Below are 15,132 nucleotides of genomic sequence, written 5' to 3'. Positions count from 1 at the left end.
GGCGTAGGTCGTGCTCGACAACAAGGAGCACGACGCATGGGCGAAACCACTTTCATCCACATCACCGATCTCCATATCGGCAACCCTGCCGTCCCCGACGACCATCTGTTCTCCGATACCTCGGCAACGCTGGCCCGCGTGCTCGAGATGATCGGCACCATGGACCAGACGCCTCGGTTCATCATCGCCAGCGGCGATCTCACCAATCGCGGCGATGTCGAGAGCTACTATCAACTCAAGGCGATCATGGCGGCCACCGATCTTCCCGTCATCTACGCGCTCGGCAATCACGACACCCGCGAGGGTTTCTATCGCGGCATGCTCGAGCAGAGCACCGATCTCGACGCGCCCTACGACCATGACCAGGTCATCGCTGGCGTCCATATCATCACGCTCGATACCACCACGCCCGGCCAGATCGGCGGCAGCCTCACCCCCGAACAATTCGATTGGCTGGCCGGAAAGCTCGACGCCCATCCCGAGCTCCCAAAGCTGATCGTAGCCCACCACGCGCCCGCGCTTGGCGATACCCCGCCCTGGGACCATTGGCGCACCATCGATTTCGACCAGTCCCAGAAGCTGGCGCAGCTTTTGAAAGACCGCAACATCCTGGGCATTCTCTCCGGCCACATCCACCACGACCGCTTCTCGGTCTGGCATGGCATTCCGGTGATCGTGGGCATGGGCCAGCATGCGGCCACCGACATCCTCACCCTCGATGTGCTGCGCATGGTCGATGGCGGCTCGTTCGGCATCGGCACGATCCGGTCGTCCGGCCTCACCATGGCGCTTGTGCCCCTGCCCCAGACCCGCACCGAACTCAACCGTTACGACCTCTCCGCCCTGCGCGCCAAGCAGGAAGCGGCTTTGGCCGAAGCGGCAAAATAATCCTCCCCACCACAAGGATCCTCAACCAATGATCAAGCGCACTTTTCTCAAGCTGATGGCCGCCGCCGGACTTGCGGCCACTGCTCTTACCGGCACGGCCTTCGCCCAGATGGCCGACGAAATCACCGAACCGGTGACCATCACCTTCTACAACTACAATTTGGCCTCAGCGAGCGCCGGCGCTGACGCCACGCGCGAGCTGATCGCCCGCTTCGAGGAAGAAAATCCACTTATCACCGTCGAGACCATCGCGGTTCCTTCCAACGAGATCATCACGCGCATCCAGGCCGACATGGCCGCCGGTCGTCAGCCCGACGTCGCCCAGCTCGTCTTCCGCGACCTCATCTATCTTTCCACCGATCTCGGCGCCAATCCGCTCGAGGACATGGCCGGTCCCGAGGGCTATGCCGAGCTCACCGAAGGCATGATCCCGCAGGGGCTGGAACTGGGCAAGGTCGACGGCAAGACCTATGGGTTGGCCTACACCTTCTCCACCCCGATCCTTTACTACAACGCCGACCTGTTCCGCGAAGCGGGCCTCGATCCCGACCAACCGCCCCAGACCTGGGAAGAGGTCAAGGAAGCGGCCGAAGCGATCGTCGCCAACACCGATGCCGAGGGGTTCTTTCCCGGCGCCTACGGCCCCGCCGACGGCACCTTCGTCTATCAGGCGATCCTGATGTCCAATGGCGGCATGGTGCGCGAGGACAATACGCTCACCTTCGCCAACCAGGAAGGCATCGAGGCGGTTCAGATGCTGCGCGACATGGTCGATAGCGGCGCCCATGCCCGCATCGACCCCGCGACCCCCAGCGAGGCCATGGCCGCCGGAGAGTTGGGCATGTTCCTTTACACCAGTGCGCTGCAGAACAGCCTTTCGGCTTCCGCCGAGGGCAATTGGGAGCTGCGCGTGGCCGCCATGCCGGCCTTTGGCGACAAGCCGACCGCCCCGACCAATTCGGGCAGCGCGCTCTTCACCTTCTCGCAGGACCCGATCAAGCAGCGCGCCTCCTACGAGCTGATGAAGTTCCTCACCTCCGACTATGGCTATACGATCATCACCAGCAAGATCGGCTATCTGCCGCTGCGCCTCGATATCGTCGACGATCCGGAATTCCTCGGCCCCTGGACCGCTGAAAATCCGCTGATCCGTCCCAATCTCGAACAGCTCGAGCGGCTCACCCCCAATGTGGCCTTCCCCGGCCAGAACTACCGGCAGGCCGAGTCGATGATGAAGGACGCGGTGACCGAAGCCGTGCTCGGCACCGGCGATGTGGCCGAAGTGCTCACATCCGCCCAGGATATCGCCCAGACCCTGATGCCGTAAGGCCCACCGGCGCGGGTGGCCCTGCCCCCGCGCCCCCTCCCTTTCCCAACCGATTGGAGACTGCCATGTCCCTGGCGCCGGCGCGTCACTGGGCCCTTCCCGGCGCGCACAATATTCGAGATCTCGGCGGCTATAGCACGGCCAAGGGTGGGACCACCCAATGGCGCCGCATCCTGCGCGGGGAATCCCTGCACTATCTCGACGCCGAAGCCATCGACAAGTTGGCCTCCAACGACCTGGCGCTGGTGGTCGATCTTCGCGGCCCGCACGAAACCGGGCTGGCGCGGCACCCATTCTCGTCCCATCCGCGCGTCGCCTATCGCAATATCGCCCTGTTCGAGGCTCTGCCCCGCATCACCCTTGCCGAAACACCCTTCGACATGGCGCAGCGCTATTGCAACGCGCTGGACCGCTGCGGCCCGCGCTTTGCCGAGGTGCTGCGAGCCATCATCGACGCCCCTCCCGGCATGGTGCTGTTCCATTGCACGGCCGGCAAGGACCGGACAGGCATCGTCGCGGCCCTGGTGCTGTCGGCATGCGGCGTCGGCCAATCCGACGTCATCGCCGATTACGCCCTCACCGCTGCCGCGCATGGCCTCATCGACCATTTGCGCGAACGCGCGCTTGCCAGCGGAGGGGAACCCGAACACATCGAGCGCGTGCTCGCCAGCGATGCCGGAACCATGCGGGCCATGCTCACCCATCTAGAGGATGCTCATGGCGGCATCGGCGCCTATCTCAAGGCTATCGGGCTGACGCCGGACGAAATGGCAAAACTGGCGAACCGCCTCTGCGGCTGAGCCGTCACTTAATGCGCAATGGCGACCACCTCATCGATCGCCGCCCGGCTGACCGGCTTATGAAGTACCGCCGTCTCCTCGAACTTGCCCTCCAGCCCCGCGCGTCCATAGCCGGTGACGAAAGCGAAGGGAATGCCGCGCTCCTGGAGCACCTTGGCAATGGGAAAGCTCTTCTGTTCGCCCAGGTTCACGTCGAGAAAGGCGAAGCTGAATTCCCGGTCGTTGACCAGCGCCAGGCTGGAATCGACGTTGGAGGCCGTATGGATCGAATGGAAGCCAAGCCGCTGCAACTCATCCTGCAGCATCCAGAGGACGAGAAATTCGTCGTCGATGATCAGGATGGGGGCATCGGCTGGCAGGTAGTGAACATTCATAAAGGTCAAACCGCTGTTTCGCCTGACGTTGCGGCAAGAGGGAATCGCGCGGCGAAGCGCAGCCCATGCGAGGCATAGTCGAGCACGACGTCGGCGTTCAGCTCATGCCGGAGTGCATTTCGGATCATGTGGGTTCCAAATCCCTCGCGTTTTGGAATGGTAACGGCCGGCCCGCCATTTTCTTCCCATCGGAGTTCGACCTGATCTCCCATCACCGCCCAACTGACCCTGACGCTGCCTCCGGTTCCCGATAGCGCCCCGTATTTGGCGGCATTGGTCGCCAGTTCGTGCAACGCCATGGCCAGTGCATTGGTCTGACGCAGCGTCAACTCGAGTTGGGGACCCTGCGCCATTTCGATCCGGGCCGCATCGCCCCGAAACGGACCGAGGACAGCTTCGAGCATGGTGTTCAAGGGTGCGCCGCGCCAGCCATTCCGGGTCAGCAGGTCCTGGCTGACGATCAACGCCCCGATGCGCTGACGGAACAGCGTGAGCTGATCGTCGGCATCGGGCAGGGAATCGAAAGTCTGAGAGGCGATGGCCTGCACGGTCGCCAAAAGGTTCTTGGTGCGATGGTTGAGTTCGTTGACCAAAACTTCCCTGAGCTCCTCCTCGCGCTTGCGCTCGGTAATATCGCGGGCGATCTTGGACGCCCCCACGATCTCGCCGCGGCTGTTGCGCAATGGAGAAACGGTGATCGACACATGGATTCGCCGCCCATCCTTTCTCACCCGGACGGTATCGAAATGCTCCACGCGCTCGCCGCGCCTGATCTTGCCGATGATCTCGACTTCTTCGCTCTGCAGTTCCTGCGGGATGATCGTGGTGATGGAACGGCCGATGATCTCCTCGGCCGTATAGCCGAAGATCCGCTCGGCCGCCGCATTCCAGGAGTTGATGATACCATTGAGGTTCTTGCTCACGATCGCATCATTGGATGACGCAACGATCGCGGCAAGCCGCGCCAGCTCGATTTCGGTCTCGATATAAGGCTCTTGAGCGAGCACTGCCATTGGTCTTTCCCCTGCCCCGATCCCTGCTTGGTACGCCAATACCCGCGCCGAACGGGACCCTGCCCGTGCACGTTGCAAATTGCTGATCCACGGGGCGCTTTTCCCACGCTCCCCGAACCCGGTTCGTTTCCCGCAACGTCGACGCGAGCCGTTTTGTTCCTGCAGATAACTGTTTTCAACCCCCGGAGTTCGATTGACATGGAATTTTCTCGCGCAATTTTGAGAAAGTTCCGATTCGCCAACGGCGACCAATCGTGTTAACAATTTCTTGCCGGAAGGCCCCGGCACTGAGGCGGCAAACAGGCGAGGCCATCATGACGATCCTCCTGCTCGAGGACGAGACCCTCATCGCGCTTGATCTGCAATATGCCCTGGAGGCCGCCGGCCACAGCGTGACGGCCCTTTCCTCCAATCAGGCCGCCTATGCCTGGCTGGACGACAACACCCCCTCGGCGGCCATCATCGACCTCAAGCTGCGCGACGGCGACAGCCGCGCGCTGGCGGATCGTCTCGCCAACTCCCAGATCCCCATGGTCATCTACACCGGCCATGACATCGAAAATACCGATCTCGCCGCATCCCTGCATCAGGTGCCGATCCTCAAAAAGCCGGCCGATCAGGAAGGCATCGTGGCCACGCTGCATGCCCAGCTCGCCGCAGTCGCGTAGCCAGTCGATCGAGGATTGATCGAGATCAATTCCGAACCTGGCGGCCGGAATTATCGTTGTCGCGCAAACAGGGAGACTGCGGAATGTACAAACACCTCCTCATCGCAACCGACGGCTCGGAACTCTCCACCAAGGGCCTCGATCATGGTCTCGAACTCGCCAAGCAGCTCGGCGCCAGGGTGACCATCGTGACGGTCACCGACATGTGGGCATCCGGCGCGCTTGCCGCTGCCGGTCCGGCCACAATTGCCGAGTACGAGGAGTCCATGCGCGACGCGGTTAAGGACATCCTAGCCGAAGCGGAGCGCTTCGCAACCCAGAGCGGGGTTCCGCACGAAACGCTGCACATCCCCAACCGCTACGCGGCCGATGCCATCGTCGAGACGGCCCAGGAGATCGGCGCCGATCTCATCGTCATGGCCTCCCATGGCCGGCGCGGGTTCCGAAAGATGCTGCTGGGCAGCCAGACTACCGAGGTTCTCACCACCAGCACGGTTCCGGTGCTCGTGGTGCGGTAGCGTCAGGCATAGGCAACCCAGCCGCGGAAGCTCAGCCCGGCATAGAACAGGCTCACGCCGGAAAATCCCGCCTCGCGCAGCATCGCCTCTTCCTCCTGCGGGTCCAATATGGTCAGCCGCGTGGCGATCGCCTGACGCGCGCTTTCGCGGCTGGCCGCATCCATCCCCTCGGCAGCGCCGTAGGCAACATGCCGGGCGATCCACAGGGATCGCTCCGGCTCAGTCTGCGGGAAGCTGATATGGGCGACTATGAAGGGCGCATCCGGGCGCAGCCGGCGCCGAACCTGCCGCAGCGTTTCGAGCCGCTCCTCGCGCGGCACGAAATGCAGCGTGAGCAGGCACACGGCGGCGTCGAACGGGCCTTCCGGGGCAACTCCGATATAGCCTTCGTGCAGGCGAATCCGCTCCGCATGGGGTTCGGTCATGTGTTCGGCCAGGCGGATCATATCGGCCGACGGGTCCACGCCATCAAACGTCCAGCCGGGTTGCGCCTCGGCAAACGCCTTGAGTTCGAGCCCACCGCCGGCGCCGAGCACCAGGACGCGGCCGTCGGCGGGCACCCGCTCGTTCATCAGCAGCATGGCCATGCGGTGCAGGCTCGCAAAGCCCGGCACCTGGCGCGGCGGGCGCTCGGCGTAGGCCCTAGCAGCTGGCCCAGCGAAATAGTTCGTTTGCATCGGGAGGCTCACGTTATGACGAAACACACGTAACTATCGATGTTTCATGAGTGGACGTCAAGACGCGGGGCTCTGGCGGATGCCGATCGCGCTCAGGGCACGAACGTGCTGCGGGTGTAGTGCGCGAAGCGGGACACCGCGACCACCTCGGCACTCTCGATGAGCGTACCGGCAATCCCGCCGCTGGCACTGAGATCGAACTGGTCGACGCGATCAACGCCCTCCGTGGCGCTCTCCAGCACGTCAACGACCTGGCTGCCACGATACATGCGGTAGAAATCCGGCGTCGCGCCCGAAAACACCGTCTGGTCGAAGCTCGACAAGGTCGGGGTGGCCTCCTCGTAGCTCAGCGAAAGGGAGAGCGTGTCGCCATCCTCTGCGCTGATCGTCCACTCTTCCTCGCTGTTGGTGACCATGTCCTCTGTGTGGGACGATCGCGTGAGCGTGACGCTGGCCGGTTCGTAATTGCCATAGGCGGCCGGCGCACCCGCCGCGGCATAGCCACCCACGATCACCAGGCCTTCATCGTCATTTGCGCTGCTGGCCGGAACGGCGAAGACGGCGAGCTGGTTGGTACCGCCACCGAGCGGCGCTCCCTCGGGATCGAGCGCCAGGCGACGATCGACCAGCAACAGAATCACGTTTGCTCCCGTGGCAGGGCCGGATGCCGTGGGCGTGGATGCCCACCCCTCGGGCAGAACCGACTGCACGACGTCCTCCGGCACGGTCAGATAGACATAGGTCCGGGCCTCGGCCACCACGTTCTCGGTCTGGGTCTCAGCCATCGCGGCCGGGCCTATCGTCGTCGCCAGGGCTGCGCCCAGCATCAATGTCTTGAGCGAAGTCGCCATCTTTTATCTCCTCCTCCAGGCACTATGCCGGATCTCTCAGATGCTCACTTTGCCCGGCCCCCACGAGCCTTTGATGTCTGGCCGCTACTGCTCCGGCTCGCTCCCGACGCGCGGATGCTCGAGCGTGTCACCGGCCTCGATGCCCAGTTCCGCCGCGCGGCCGCCGGGGATTTCCAAGACGAAGCGCACCGGCTCGCCGGACGGGATCGAGGTGCGGTCCATGGGCACGGCCTGTGCATGCACGCGCGCGATGGTGCCATCGGCCTTGATGAAGATCATGTCGAGCGGGATCAGCGTGTTCTGCATCCAGAAGGCCACCGGCCGCTCGTTGAAGAAGTCGAACAGCATCCCGGCGTCCGGCGCCAGCTCCTCGCGGAACATCAGGCCGCGCGAGCGTTCGGCATCGTCATCGGCGATTTCGACAGTGAACCGGTGGCTTTCGTCGCCCGCATGGATCACCGCGACGGTTTCGTCAGCCGCTTCACTCCCCTGGTCCTGCGCCATGGCGGGCCCTATCAGCGTCAACGCCGCAAGGAGAAGGGAAAACACGCGGCGCGCGGAAGCCATCATCATCAACTCACCAGTTCAGGCCAGGACGTCGCTGCCAACGCTACGGCCTCAATGCGACGATGGTGCGTCGCCCCAGCCATCGGGACGGATTTCGGCAACCATCAGCCCCTTCGGTCCGTCGCCATAGCGTGCCAGAACGAATTGGCCGGGCCGCAATTCGGTCAACCCGAAGCGCCGCAGCGTTTCCATATGGATGAAAATGTCAGGATGCCCCTCACCCGCCGAAAGGAATCCGAAGCCGCGCACCCTGTTGAACCACTTCACCTCAAGCCGCTCCAGCTTGGAGGTGGGTTCCACCTGCACATGGGTGCGCGCCGCCGGCATTTGCGCCGGATGCCGGGCCGTGGATTCGTCCATGGAGAGGATGCGGAAGGCCTGCAGCCCGCCGGGGCGGTTGAGCGCCTCGACAACGATGCGGGCGCCTTCATAGGCGGTTTGATAGCCGTCGCGGCGCAGGCAGGTCACGTGCAGCAGCACGTCCGCCCCGCCACCGTCGGGCACGATGAATCCGAAGCCCTTGCCCGCGTCGAACCATTTGATGGTTCCGGCGAGTTCGATGACATCGAAATCGGTTCCAGTGTTCTGAAACCCTCCGTCGGCACCGGGGCTGCGCGCGTCTCGCCGCGCCTCGTCCCCAGTGTTCGGTCCGGTGCCGGAAGTGTCCTTCGCCCCCATGCTCAACGCCTTTTCCACACACGGCCCCGCAAATGCAGGTACTCTTACAACTTGAGGCAGTGTGGCCGATTCAGAACCAAAAGTTAAGAACCATTCATAATTTAATTGCCACCAATTAACCATAATGCTGGCCGGCCCTTCTTGGCCTTATCTCAACCCTTCTGCTAACGTCCGCCTCCCGGCCCTGCCGGGCCTTCTGACAAACCGGAGCCTTGCCCGTGAAATATCTCCACACAATGGTCCGCGTTTCCTCGATCGAGGACAGCCTGCGCTTTTATTGCGAAGGTCTCGGTCTGGTCGAATCGCGCCGCACTGAAAACGAAAAAGGTCGCTATACGCTCATCTTCCTCAACGCTCCGGGACAGGAAGACGCCCAGGTGGAGCTCACCTTCAACTGGGATCCCGAGGAATATTCGGGCGGCCGCAATTTCGGTCATCTGGCCTATCGGGTGGAAGACATCTACGCCCTCTGCCAGCATCTTTCCGACATGGGCTACACCATCAACCGCCCGCCGCGCGATGGCCACATGGCCTTCGTCAAATCCCCCGACGGGATTTCGGTCGAGTTGATCCAGGACGGCCATCTCGAGCCGGCCGAACCCTGGGCTTCCATGCCCAATACCGGCACATGGTAAACGCGTAACGCAACGTTAACTACGCCTATTGACCGGCGGTTAGGCAACCGCCGGTATTTTCATTCCGTGGTTTGGGTACAACACCCCCGGCACGGAAGTTGTTTTTATGCGTACCATCTCCAGTCTGATCGTCATGGTGTGCCTGCTCGGCGCCTGCGCTCCGATGGCCATGTTCGCCTCGGGAAGCGGCGCGGGCTATCAGGGCCTGCGGACCGATTGGGGCACCTATGTCTCCCACTCCAACGTCAACGCCTTTTGCCTCTCTCCCAAGCTGCGGCTGCTGATCTGGGACATCGAAGGTCATTTCGGGAAAAAGGTGGTGATGAATTCGGGCTACCGCACGCCCTGGCACAATGCTGCCGTGGGGGGCGCGGAATCGTCGATGCACACCAAATGCATGGCTGCCGATTTCTATATTCCCGGCGTCGAGAAGTCCCGCATCATCGCCTATGCGCGCAACAACGGCCTGGTCGGCGGGCTCGGCTGCTATCCGGGACGCAACTTCGTTCACGTCGACGTCCGCGACCGTCCGCGCGGCTATCGCGGCCCGGTCACCTTCAGCGGCTGTTGAAATCAAAATAAATTCGATTTTGGGTATTGCGCATTCGCAATGCCCCCCCTATACACCCGCTCACCGGCTGGAACGGTTCTCCGAAACAGCCTTGCGCGCCCTTCGTCTAGCGGTCTAGGACGCCGCCCTTTCACGGCGGAAACACGGGTTCGAGTCCCGTAGGGCGCGCCACTCTTCCCCTCCGGGAAGGCGGCCAGTTTTCCATTGCCATTGTCAGCGCTTGCCGTTATCAATGCCGCCGACAAACGGTCCGACAACGGGTCACTTTGCTAGCGCCCTTCGTCTAGCGGTCAGGACGCCGCCCTCTCACGGCGGTAACACGGGTTCGAGTCCCGTAGGGCGCGCCATTTCTTCTCTCTCCACCAATGCTGCGGCAGTCGCCGCCCCAAGGATTTTCAGCTATCCGGCGTCGATGCGCCGTGATGCAATTAACATTGCTTATCGAGGGGATCGCCCGTCACACCGGCGCGTTGTGGCAAGGCTCACCGGAGCCGCAAATGTCGAGAAACAGTCCCAGCCACCACTCATCTCCCCAGCTTAACGCTTCGCTCGAGCGGAACATCAGTTCGCTGCTCGAACGCCGGCGGCGCATGGCGGCCAAGGCTTCGCTGCAGGATCGGCTGGCGGCGCGGATCAGCGACTTCGCCGGCAGCATGATCTTCGTTTATATCCATATCCTCCTGTTCGGCGGCTGGATCTTGATCAATGTGGGCCTGCTGCCCGTCATCCGCGCCTGGGATCCTTCCCTGGTCGTTCTGGCCATGGTGGCCTCGGTCGAAGCGATCTTTCTTTCGACCTTCGTGCTCATCAACCAGAATCGCATGGCCGCCGCCGATGCCGAGCGCGCCGAACTCGATCTGCAGATCAACCTACTCAACGAGCACGAAACCACCAAGCTCATCACTCTAGTCGATGCCATTGCCCGTCAGTTGGGCGTGGAGACCATGGCCGACGATGAAGTTGAAGAACTCAAGCGCGATGTCTCGCCCGAGACGGTCCTCGACCGCCTCGAACAATCGAGCGCCAAACGCTGACCAACGGCCGGCATATCCGATCTGCCACAAGTTGGCCCCACTCTTGCTCAAATTGGACCCTGGATCACGCCTCCGTGATCAGCTTGAGGGTTTGAAATGATGAAATCTTACTTTGCTCCTATTGCCATTGCGTCCTTGATTGCTTTGGCCGGCTGCAGCAACGAAGGCAGTGATGCCGCCGCCGAAACCACCGAACCGGCAGCCGTGGAGGCTCCCGCCGAATCCGCCCCCGCCGAGCCGGCCGAAACACCTGCACCGGCCGAAACCGAGACGACCGAAGATCCGGCTCCGGCCGATGCCGAGCCTGAGGCTGACGCCGAGCCTGCTGCCGAAGAGACCACCACTCCGGCCGCTGCTGCGCCCAGCGCTGATTCCATGGCCAACCAGGCCATGCAGATGCTCACGCCCGAGGCCCAGGAACAGCTTCAGACCCAGATCGATTCGATGACCGACGAGCAGAAAGAGCAGGCTGTCGAACAGGCCCGCACCACCGCCGAAGAGGCAGCCCGTCAGCAGGGCCTGGCCGACGAGATGGTGACCCAGGTGGGCGATCAGGCCGAAGCCACCGCACGCCAGATGTTCGGCCTCGAATAATCCCGATCGGTGTGATGGGCTCGCCTATGAGCGAGCCCATCACAATCCGCCGGTGACGGCGATCGTCTCGCCGGTTACGAAACTTGCCTCCTCCGAGAGCAGCCAAAGCACGGCGTTGGCAATCTCCCCAGGCTCGGCCACCCGCCCCATCGGAATCTTCTGTGCCACCCGTGCCGGCCGCCCCGGCTCGCCCGCCGCTGCGTGAATGTCGGTCATCGTCGTTCCCGGTGCCACGGCGTTGACCCTGATGTCCTGCCCAGCCACCTCCTTGGCCAGCCCGTGGGTGAAGGTCTCGATCCCCGCCTTGGCGGCGGCGTAGGGGATGTATTCCCCCGGCGCGCCGAGCTTTGCGGCCACCGACGAGACATTGACGATCCGCCCCTTGATCCCGCTTTTCTGCCAGCGCCTGATCGCCGCCTGGCTGAGCAGCATGGGCGAGATGAGATTCACCGCCACCACGTCCCGCATCGTTTCGAACGCAACGTCGGTGAACGCGCCGATCCTGCCGGTGATGCCGGCATTGTTGACCAGCGCCGTCACCGGCCCCAACCGGGCTTCCACCTCATCGAACAGAGCTTCAACCTCGCCCGGCTCGCTGGCGAGGTTCGAGATCGCGCAACAGGCCGCCCCTGCCGCCTCCACGGCCTTGCGCGTCGCCTCGGCAGCCTCCCCGTTGCTGGCATAGGTTATCGCCACGCCATCGAACCTGGCCGCCGCCCCTTTCGCGATTGCCGCCCCGATTCCCCGACCGCCGCCTGTCACCAGCACCACGTCCCGCATCCCGCCCTCCTTTGAATGGCCTTGAACCGTAGCGCCCGAAGCCGGCAGGCGGAAAGTACCAATAGCGCACCAGTGCCCTGCACCAGCAAAATGCCTTTACCTCGCCGGTCCCGCTGCTAATCTCGGGCCACCTTCCAAAATCTAGAGACGGATCTTCCCGCAATGCCTTCTGCCAACGCCTCGCTCGATGCCGTGCTGTCCCATGTCGATGCCAATCTCGACCAGAGCCTTGAGCGGCTGTTCACGCTTTTGCGGATCAAATCGATTTCCACCGATCCGGCCTTTGCGGGCGAGGTCAACGCCGCCGCCGACTGGTTGGCCAATGAACTCAAGGGGCTCGATTTCGATGCCTCGGTGCGCCCCACCACTGGCCACCCCATGGTGGTCGGCCATCAGCGCGGCGAGGGTCCGAGCGTCCTGTTCTACGGTCACTACGATGTGCAGCCTGTCGATCCCATCGAACTCTGGACCAATGATCCGTTCGAGCCGAAAATCGGCGAAGAGAACGGCCGCAAGGTCATCCTCGCTCGCGGTGCTTCCGACGATAAGGGCCAGCTCATGACCTTCATTGAGGCCTGCCGCTCCTATAAGGCCGTGCGCGGTTCGCTGCCGCTCGGCGTCACCGTGCTTCTCGAGGGCGAGGAGGAATCAGGCTCCCCATCGCTGGACGCCTTCCTTGCGGCCAATGCCGAAGAGCTCAAGGCCGATATCGCGCTGGTTTGCGACACGGACATGTGGGACGAGGAAACCCCCTCGATCATCACCATGCTGCGCGGGCTGGTGGCCGATCAGGTGGAGATCCAGGCCGCCAGCCGCGACCTGCATTCGGGCATGTATGGCAATGCGGCGCGCAATCCCAATCAGGTGCTGGCCGAAATCATCGCCTCGCTGCGCAATCCCGACGGGTCGGTCGCCATCGAAGGCTTCTACGATGATGTTCCCGAACTGCCCGAGGCCGTTGCCGAGCAGTGGAAGCGCCTGCCCTTCGACGACAAGGGGTATCTCGGCGAGGTCGGCCTGTCCGAACCCGCCGGCGAAAAGAACCGCTCGGTCCTCGAACAGATCACCTCGCGTCCCACCTGCGAGATCAACGGCATGTGGGGCGGCTATACCGGCGAAGGCTTCAAGACGGTGATCCCGGCGAAAGCCTGGGCCAAGATCTCCTTCCGCCTCGTCGGCAATCAGGATCCCAAGAAGATCCGCGAAGCATTCCGCGCCCATGTCCGCGCCCGCGTGCCGGCCGATTGTACCGTCACCTTCCACGAACATGGCGGCAGCCCCGCATCGGTGGTTCCCGCTGACGGCCCCATGCTGCAAAAGGCTCTTGGCGCTCTCACGCAGGAATGGGGCCGCGAGGCCGCCGTGGCCGGTTCGGGCGGCTCGATCCCCATCGTTGGCGATTTCAAGCGCAAGCTGGGCATGGATTCGCTGCTGATCGGCTACGCCCAGACCGGCGACCGCATCCATTCGCCCAACGAGAAATACAATCTCGAAAGCTACCATCGCGGCATCCGCTCCTGGGTGCGGGTGCTGGACGCGCTGTCGCGGTAACTCAGAGTCCGGCCGTCGCGATCTCCTCGAGGAGCCAGGCCAATAACGCCTTTACGGCCGGACGTTCGCCCGCGTCGGGCGTGGTCACGAAATACCAGCTCGATTGGGCCGGTACGTCCGGCCCGAAAGGGCGGACGAGATGGCCGTGCGCCAGATCGTCGGAAACCAGAACGCGTCGCGCCAGCGCGACGCCCTGGGCGGCGATCGCGGCCTGTATCGTCAATCCGGTGTCGTTATAGGCCGGACCGCTTGTCGCCACGGTCGGGTCCAGACCTGCCGCCTTGAACCAGGCCGGCCAGTCCGGTCCTTCGCTCGCCGCCACGATCGAGGAATCGTGGATCAAGACGTGCGCGCGCAGATCCTGTGGCGTCGCAAGCGGTTTGGGACCATGCACCAGGCTCGGCGCGCAGACGGGGAATGCGGCATCGTCCATGAGTTTCGTGGACAAAAGCCCCTCATAGACGCCGCCCCCCACCCTTATCGCTACATCGACGCCTTCGCGGCGCAGATCGACAGCCCGTTGGGTCGTGCCGATCATCGGCTCGATATCGGGATGACGCGTCTGGAACCGATGCAGACGGGGAATGAGCCATTTGGTGGTGAAGGACGACAGCGCCGAAATCCGCAAGTTCTGCTCGCCCGAGGTCTCCATTGCGCGCCGGGTGGCCCGCCGTACGGAATCGAAGGCCGTCTCGATCTCCTCGAAATATCGGCGCCCCGCATCGGTCAGCGTCAGCCGCCGATTGTGCCGGATAAACAGCTCCAGCCCCAGAAACTCTTCCAAGGCCCGGATCTGGTGGCTGATCGCGGCCTGGGTGACGAACACATCCTCGGCCGCCGCCGTAAACGAGAGCCGCCGCCCCGCCGCCTCAAAGGCGCGCAGCGCCGAAAGGGGCGGCAGACGTTCGGTTCTATTCATGAGTAAAGCTAATCTGAACTGCGAAAACTATGCATTTGTGGGCACATCATTCGCGAGGTTAATCTACGGCTATTCCAGTCAATGGAGGTAGCCATGCCCCAGCATTTTGCCTTAGCTCACCTCATAAATCAAATCGGACTCTGGCGCCGGCGTATCCGCGACCGCCGCCATCTGGGCAGCCTCGATGCCCACACGCTCAGGGATATGGGTCTCACTTGCGCCCGTGTCGCCCGGGAAGCGCGGCGGCCCTTCTGGCGGTCGATCGACCTCCGCCCGGAATGATGCCCCTCACCCCTTGATCCGATCCGCTTTTACGCCCGAGGCAAATTCCAGCGCTTGTTCGCGCTCTTCGGGCGCAAAGGTTCGGACTTCGATCTGGGGCAGAATGGCCCCCATGGTCCTGGCCAGCCCCTCGAACCAGCCCGGCTCCGCGATCACGGCGGCTTTGGGAAAGCGTTTCCAATCGCCCAGGAATTTGAACTGGGAGGCGAAGTCCTTGGCGATGGCTTCCGCCGTCATGCTTTCGAGGCCGGTCATGTCGGCGATCAGGCCGATTTCTTCGTATTCGGACAGCAGGCTTTCGGTGTCGGCGACGATCCGGTCGATATCGTCGCCGGTGATTTGTCCGCTCGCCTTGACGAGCGCCACATTGCCCCGCACTTGTGAAAATTCCAGCATTCTCGTCTC

General features: G+C 63.1%; 20 protein-coding genes and 2 tRNA genes. 13 read left to right on the top strand and 9 right to left on the bottom strand.

Going from position 1 to position 15,132, the window contains the following annotated elements; translation table 11 throughout:
• The first annotated feature begins 36 nt into the window (after positions 1-36).
• The 3 genes from NO932_RS08385 to NO932_RS08375 all read left to right on the top strand — a co-directional run bounded on the left by NO932_RS08385 (position 37) and on the right by NO932_RS08375 (position 3,015).
• Positions 37-888: a metallophosphoesterase gene (locus NO932_RS08385; RefSeq protein ID WP_309210719.1), complete on the top strand. Its 852-nt coding sequence runs from the start codon at positions 37-39 to the stop codon at positions 886-888.
• Between the two features lie 28 nt (positions 889-916).
• Positions 917-2,215 carry an ABC transporter substrate-binding protein gene (locus NO932_RS08380; RefSeq protein WP_309161467.1) on the top strand — a complete coding sequence of 433 codons (1,299 nt, stop codon included), beginning with the start codon at positions 917-919 and terminating at the stop codon, positions 2,213-2,215.
• Positions 2,216-2,280: 65 nt separating this feature from the next.
• Entirely contained in the window at positions 2,281-3,015 is a 735-nt protein-coding gene (locus tag NO932_RS08375) for a tyrosine-protein phosphatase (RefSeq protein WP_309210718.1), read from the top strand.
• An 8-nt stretch (positions 3,016-3,023) separates the two neighbouring features.
• Here NO932_RS08375 and NO932_RS08370 read toward each other — a convergent pair whose 3' ends face one another.
• Both NO932_RS08370 and NO932_RS08365 read right to left on the bottom strand, forming a co-directional pair.
• A complete protein-coding gene (locus NO932_RS08370) occupies positions 3,024-3,389 on the bottom strand; it encodes a response regulator (RefSeq protein WP_309210717.1) in 366 nt (121 codons plus the stop codon).
• 5 nt (positions 3,390-3,394) lie between these two features.
• Positions 3,395-4,402, bottom strand: a complete 1,008-nt coding sequence (locus NO932_RS08365) for a PAS domain S-box protein (RefSeq protein WP_309210716.1) — start codon at positions 4,400-4,402, stop codon at positions 3,395-3,397.
• Between the two features lie 314 nt (positions 4,403-4,716).
• Here NO932_RS08365 and NO932_RS08360 point away from each other — a divergent pair, with 314 nt between their 5' ends.
• Together NO932_RS08360 and NO932_RS08355 are read left to right on the top strand one after the other, a co-directional pair.
• Positions 4,717-5,070, top strand: a complete 354-nt coding sequence (locus NO932_RS08360) for a response regulator (protein ID WP_309210715.1) — start codon at positions 4,717-4,719, stop codon at positions 5,068-5,070.
• An 83-nt stretch (positions 5,071-5,153) separates the two neighbouring features.
• Positions 5,154-5,588, top strand: a complete 435-nt coding sequence (locus tag NO932_RS08355) for a universal stress protein (RefSeq protein WP_309210714.1) — start codon at positions 5,154-5,156, stop codon at positions 5,586-5,588.
• 2 nt (positions 5,589-5,590) lie between these two features.
• On the opposite strand, the gene NO932_RS08350 is transcribed toward NO932_RS08355, so the two are convergent.
• From NO932_RS08350 to NO932_RS08335, 4 genes are all read right to left on the bottom strand, one after another.
• Positions 5,591-6,265 (bottom strand): methyltransferase, encoded by a 675-nt coding sequence (locus tag NO932_RS08350; protein WP_309210712.1) that lies wholly within the window; start codon positions 6,263-6,265, stop codon positions 5,591-5,593.
• 92 nt (positions 6,266-6,357) lie between these two features.
• Positions 6,358-7,116: a hypothetical protein gene (locus NO932_RS08345; protein ID WP_309210710.1), complete on the bottom strand. Its 759-nt coding sequence runs from the start codon at positions 7,114-7,116 to the stop codon at positions 6,358-6,360.
• 84 nt (positions 7,117-7,200) lie between these two features.
• Positions 7,201-7,689 (bottom strand): DUF192 domain-containing protein, encoded by a 489-nt coding sequence (locus NO932_RS08340; protein ID WP_309210709.1) that lies wholly within the window; start codon positions 7,687-7,689, stop codon positions 7,201-7,203.
• Positions 7,690-7,734: 45 nt separating this feature from the next.
• On the bottom strand, positions 7,735-8,361 hold the full coding sequence (locus tag NO932_RS08335; protein WP_309161474.1) for a cold-shock protein: 627 nt from the start codon (positions 8,359-8,361) through the stop codon (positions 7,735-7,737).
• Between the two features lie 218 nt (positions 8,362-8,579).
• Here NO932_RS08335 and NO932_RS08330 point away from each other — a divergent pair, with 218 nt between their 5' ends.
• The 6 genes from NO932_RS08330 (at position 8,580) to NO932_RS08305 (ending at position 11,195) form a co-directional block, all read left to right on the top strand.
• Positions 8,580-8,996, top strand: coding sequence for a VOC family protein (locus tag NO932_RS08330; RefSeq protein WP_309210707.1), 417 nt, complete (start codon positions 8,580-8,582; stop codon positions 8,994-8,996).
• Positions 8,997-9,102: 106 nt separating this feature from the next.
• A complete protein-coding gene (locus NO932_RS08325) occupies positions 9,103-9,567 on the top strand; it encodes a D-Ala-D-Ala carboxypeptidase family metallohydrolase (protein ID WP_309161476.1) in 465 nt (154 codons plus the stop codon).
• A gap of 95 nt (positions 9,568-9,662) precedes the next feature.
• A tRNA-Glu gene (locus NO932_RS08320) sits at positions 9,663-9,738 on the top strand.
• 101 nt (positions 9,739-9,839) lie between these two features.
• Positions 9,840-9,914 (top strand) — tRNA-Glu (locus tag NO932_RS08315).
• 150 nt (positions 9,915-10,064) lie between these two features.
• Positions 10,065-10,601: a DUF1003 domain-containing protein gene (locus NO932_RS08310; RefSeq protein ID WP_309210706.1), complete on the top strand. Its 537-nt coding sequence runs from the start codon at positions 10,065-10,067 to the stop codon at positions 10,599-10,601.
• Positions 10,602-10,697: 96 nt separating this feature from the next.
• Positions 10,698-11,195 (top strand): hypothetical protein, encoded by a 498-nt coding sequence (locus NO932_RS08305; RefSeq protein ID WP_309210704.1) that lies wholly within the window; start codon positions 10,698-10,700, stop codon positions 11,193-11,195.
• A 39-nt stretch (positions 11,196-11,234) separates the two neighbouring features.
• Here the strand turns inward: NO932_RS08305 and NO932_RS08300 are convergent, their stop codons facing one another.
• Complete coding sequence (locus tag NO932_RS08300) at positions 11,235-11,975, bottom strand: SDR family oxidoreductase (RefSeq protein WP_309210702.1); 741 nt, start codon at positions 11,973-11,975, stop codon at positions 11,235-11,237.
• A 162-nt stretch (positions 11,976-12,137) separates the two neighbouring features.
• Between NO932_RS08300 and NO932_RS08295 the strand changes: the two genes are divergently transcribed.
• Positions 12,138-13,526 carry a dipeptidase gene (locus NO932_RS08295; RefSeq protein WP_309210701.1) on the top strand — a complete coding sequence of 463 codons (1,389 nt, stop codon included), beginning with the start codon at positions 12,138-12,140 and terminating at the stop codon, positions 13,524-13,526.
• Position 13,527: 1 nt separating this feature from the next.
• Here NO932_RS08295 and NO932_RS08290 read toward each other — a convergent pair whose 3' ends face one another.
• The gene (locus tag NO932_RS08290; protein ID WP_309210700.1) at positions 13,528-14,445 is read right to left on the bottom strand and encodes a transcriptional regulator GcvA; all 918 of its coding nucleotides are present in this window, start codon (positions 14,443-14,445) and stop codon (positions 13,528-13,530) included.
• 81 nt (positions 14,446-14,526) lie between these two features.
• Here NO932_RS08290 and NO932_RS08285 point away from each other — a divergent pair, with 81 nt between their 5' ends.
• Entirely contained in the window at positions 14,527-14,727 is a 201-nt protein-coding gene (locus NO932_RS08285; protein ID WP_309210699.1) for a DUF1127 domain-containing protein, read from the top strand.
• Positions 14,728-14,733: 6 nt separating this feature from the next.
• Here the strand turns inward: NO932_RS08285 and NO932_RS08280 are convergent, their stop codons facing one another.
• The gene (locus tag NO932_RS08280) at positions 14,734-15,123 is read right to left on the bottom strand and encodes an STAS/SEC14 domain-containing protein (RefSeq protein WP_309210698.1); all 390 of its coding nucleotides are present in this window, start codon (positions 15,121-15,123) and stop codon (positions 14,734-14,736) included.
• Between the last annotated feature and the right edge of the window lie 9 nt (positions 15,124-15,132).

It is taken from the genome of Pelagibacterium sp. 26DY04, assembly GCF_031202305.1.
GTDB lineage: Bacteria > Pseudomonadota > Alphaproteobacteria > Rhizobiales > Devosiaceae > Pelagibacterium.
This window is presented reverse-complemented; position numbering and strand designations above follow the sequence as displayed.

Excerpts from the sequence above, each read along its gene's own strand:
- NO932_RS08365 (WP_309210716.1), bottom strand. The coding sequence starts at position 4,402 with ATGGCAGTGCTCGCTCAAGAGCCTTATATCGAGACCGAAATCGAGCTG.
- NO932_RS08385 (WP_309210719.1), top strand. The coding sequence starts at position 37 with ATGGGCGAAACCACTTTCATCCACATCACCGATCTCCATATCGGCAAC.
- NO932_RS08380 (WP_309161467.1), top strand. The coding sequence starts at position 917 with ATGATCAAGCGCACTTTTCTCAAGCTGATGGCCGCCGCCGGACTTGCG.
- NO932_RS08295 (WP_309210701.1), top strand. The coding sequence starts at position 12,138 with ATGCCTTCTGCCAACGCCTCGCTCGATGCCGTGCTGTCCCATGTCGAT.
- NO932_RS08340 (WP_309210709.1), bottom strand. The coding sequence starts at position 7,689 with ATGATGATGGCTTCCGCGCGCCGCGTGTTTTCCCTTCTCCTTGCGGCG.
- NO932_RS08335 (WP_309161474.1), bottom strand. The coding sequence starts at position 8,361 with ATGGGGGCGAAGGACACTTCCGGCACCGGACCGAACACTGGGGACGAG.
- NO932_RS08285 (WP_309210699.1), top strand. The coding sequence starts at position 14,527 with ATGGAGGTAGCCATGCCCCAGCATTTTGCCTTAGCTCACCTCATAAAT.
- NO932_RS08375 (WP_309210718.1), top strand. The coding sequence starts at position 2,281 with ATGTCCCTGGCGCCGGCGCGTCACTGGGCCCTTCCCGGCGCGCACAAT.
- NO932_RS08325 (WP_309161476.1), top strand. The coding sequence starts at position 9,103 with ATGCGTACCATCTCCAGTCTGATCGTCATGGTGTGCCTGCTCGGCGCC.
- NO932_RS08350 (WP_309210712.1), bottom strand. The coding sequence starts at position 6,265 with ATGCAAACGAACTATTTCGCTGGGCCAGCTGCTAGGGCCTACGCCGAG.
- NO932_RS08305 (WP_309210704.1), top strand. The coding sequence starts at position 10,698 with ATGATGAAATCTTACTTTGCTCCTATTGCCATTGCGTCCTTGATTGCT.
- NO932_RS08345 (WP_309210710.1), bottom strand. The coding sequence starts at position 7,116 with ATGGCGACTTCGCTCAAGACATTGATGCTGGGCGCAGCCCTGGCGACG.
- NO932_RS08280 (WP_309210698.1), bottom strand. The coding sequence starts at position 15,123 with ATGCTGGAATTTTCACAAGTGCGGGGCAATGTGGCGCTCGTCAAGGCG.
- NO932_RS08360 (WP_309210715.1), top strand. The coding sequence starts at position 4,717 with ATGACGATCCTCCTGCTCGAGGACGAGACCCTCATCGCGCTTGATCTG.
- NO932_RS08290 (WP_309210700.1), bottom strand. The coding sequence starts at position 14,445 with ATGAATAGAACCGAACGTCTGCCGCCCCTTTCGGCGCTGCGCGCCTTT.
- NO932_RS08370 (WP_309210717.1), bottom strand. The coding sequence starts at position 3,389 with ATGAATGTTCACTACCTGCCAGCCGATGCCCCCATCCTGATCATCGAC.
- NO932_RS08300 (WP_309210702.1), bottom strand. The coding sequence starts at position 11,975 with ATGCGGGACGTGGTGCTGGTGACAGGCGGCGGTCGGGGAATCGGGGCG.
- NO932_RS08310 (WP_309210706.1), top strand. The coding sequence starts at position 10,065 with ATGTCGAGAAACAGTCCCAGCCACCACTCATCTCCCCAGCTTAACGCT.
- NO932_RS08355 (WP_309210714.1), top strand. The coding sequence starts at position 5,154 with ATGTACAAACACCTCCTCATCGCAACCGACGGCTCGGAACTCTCCACC.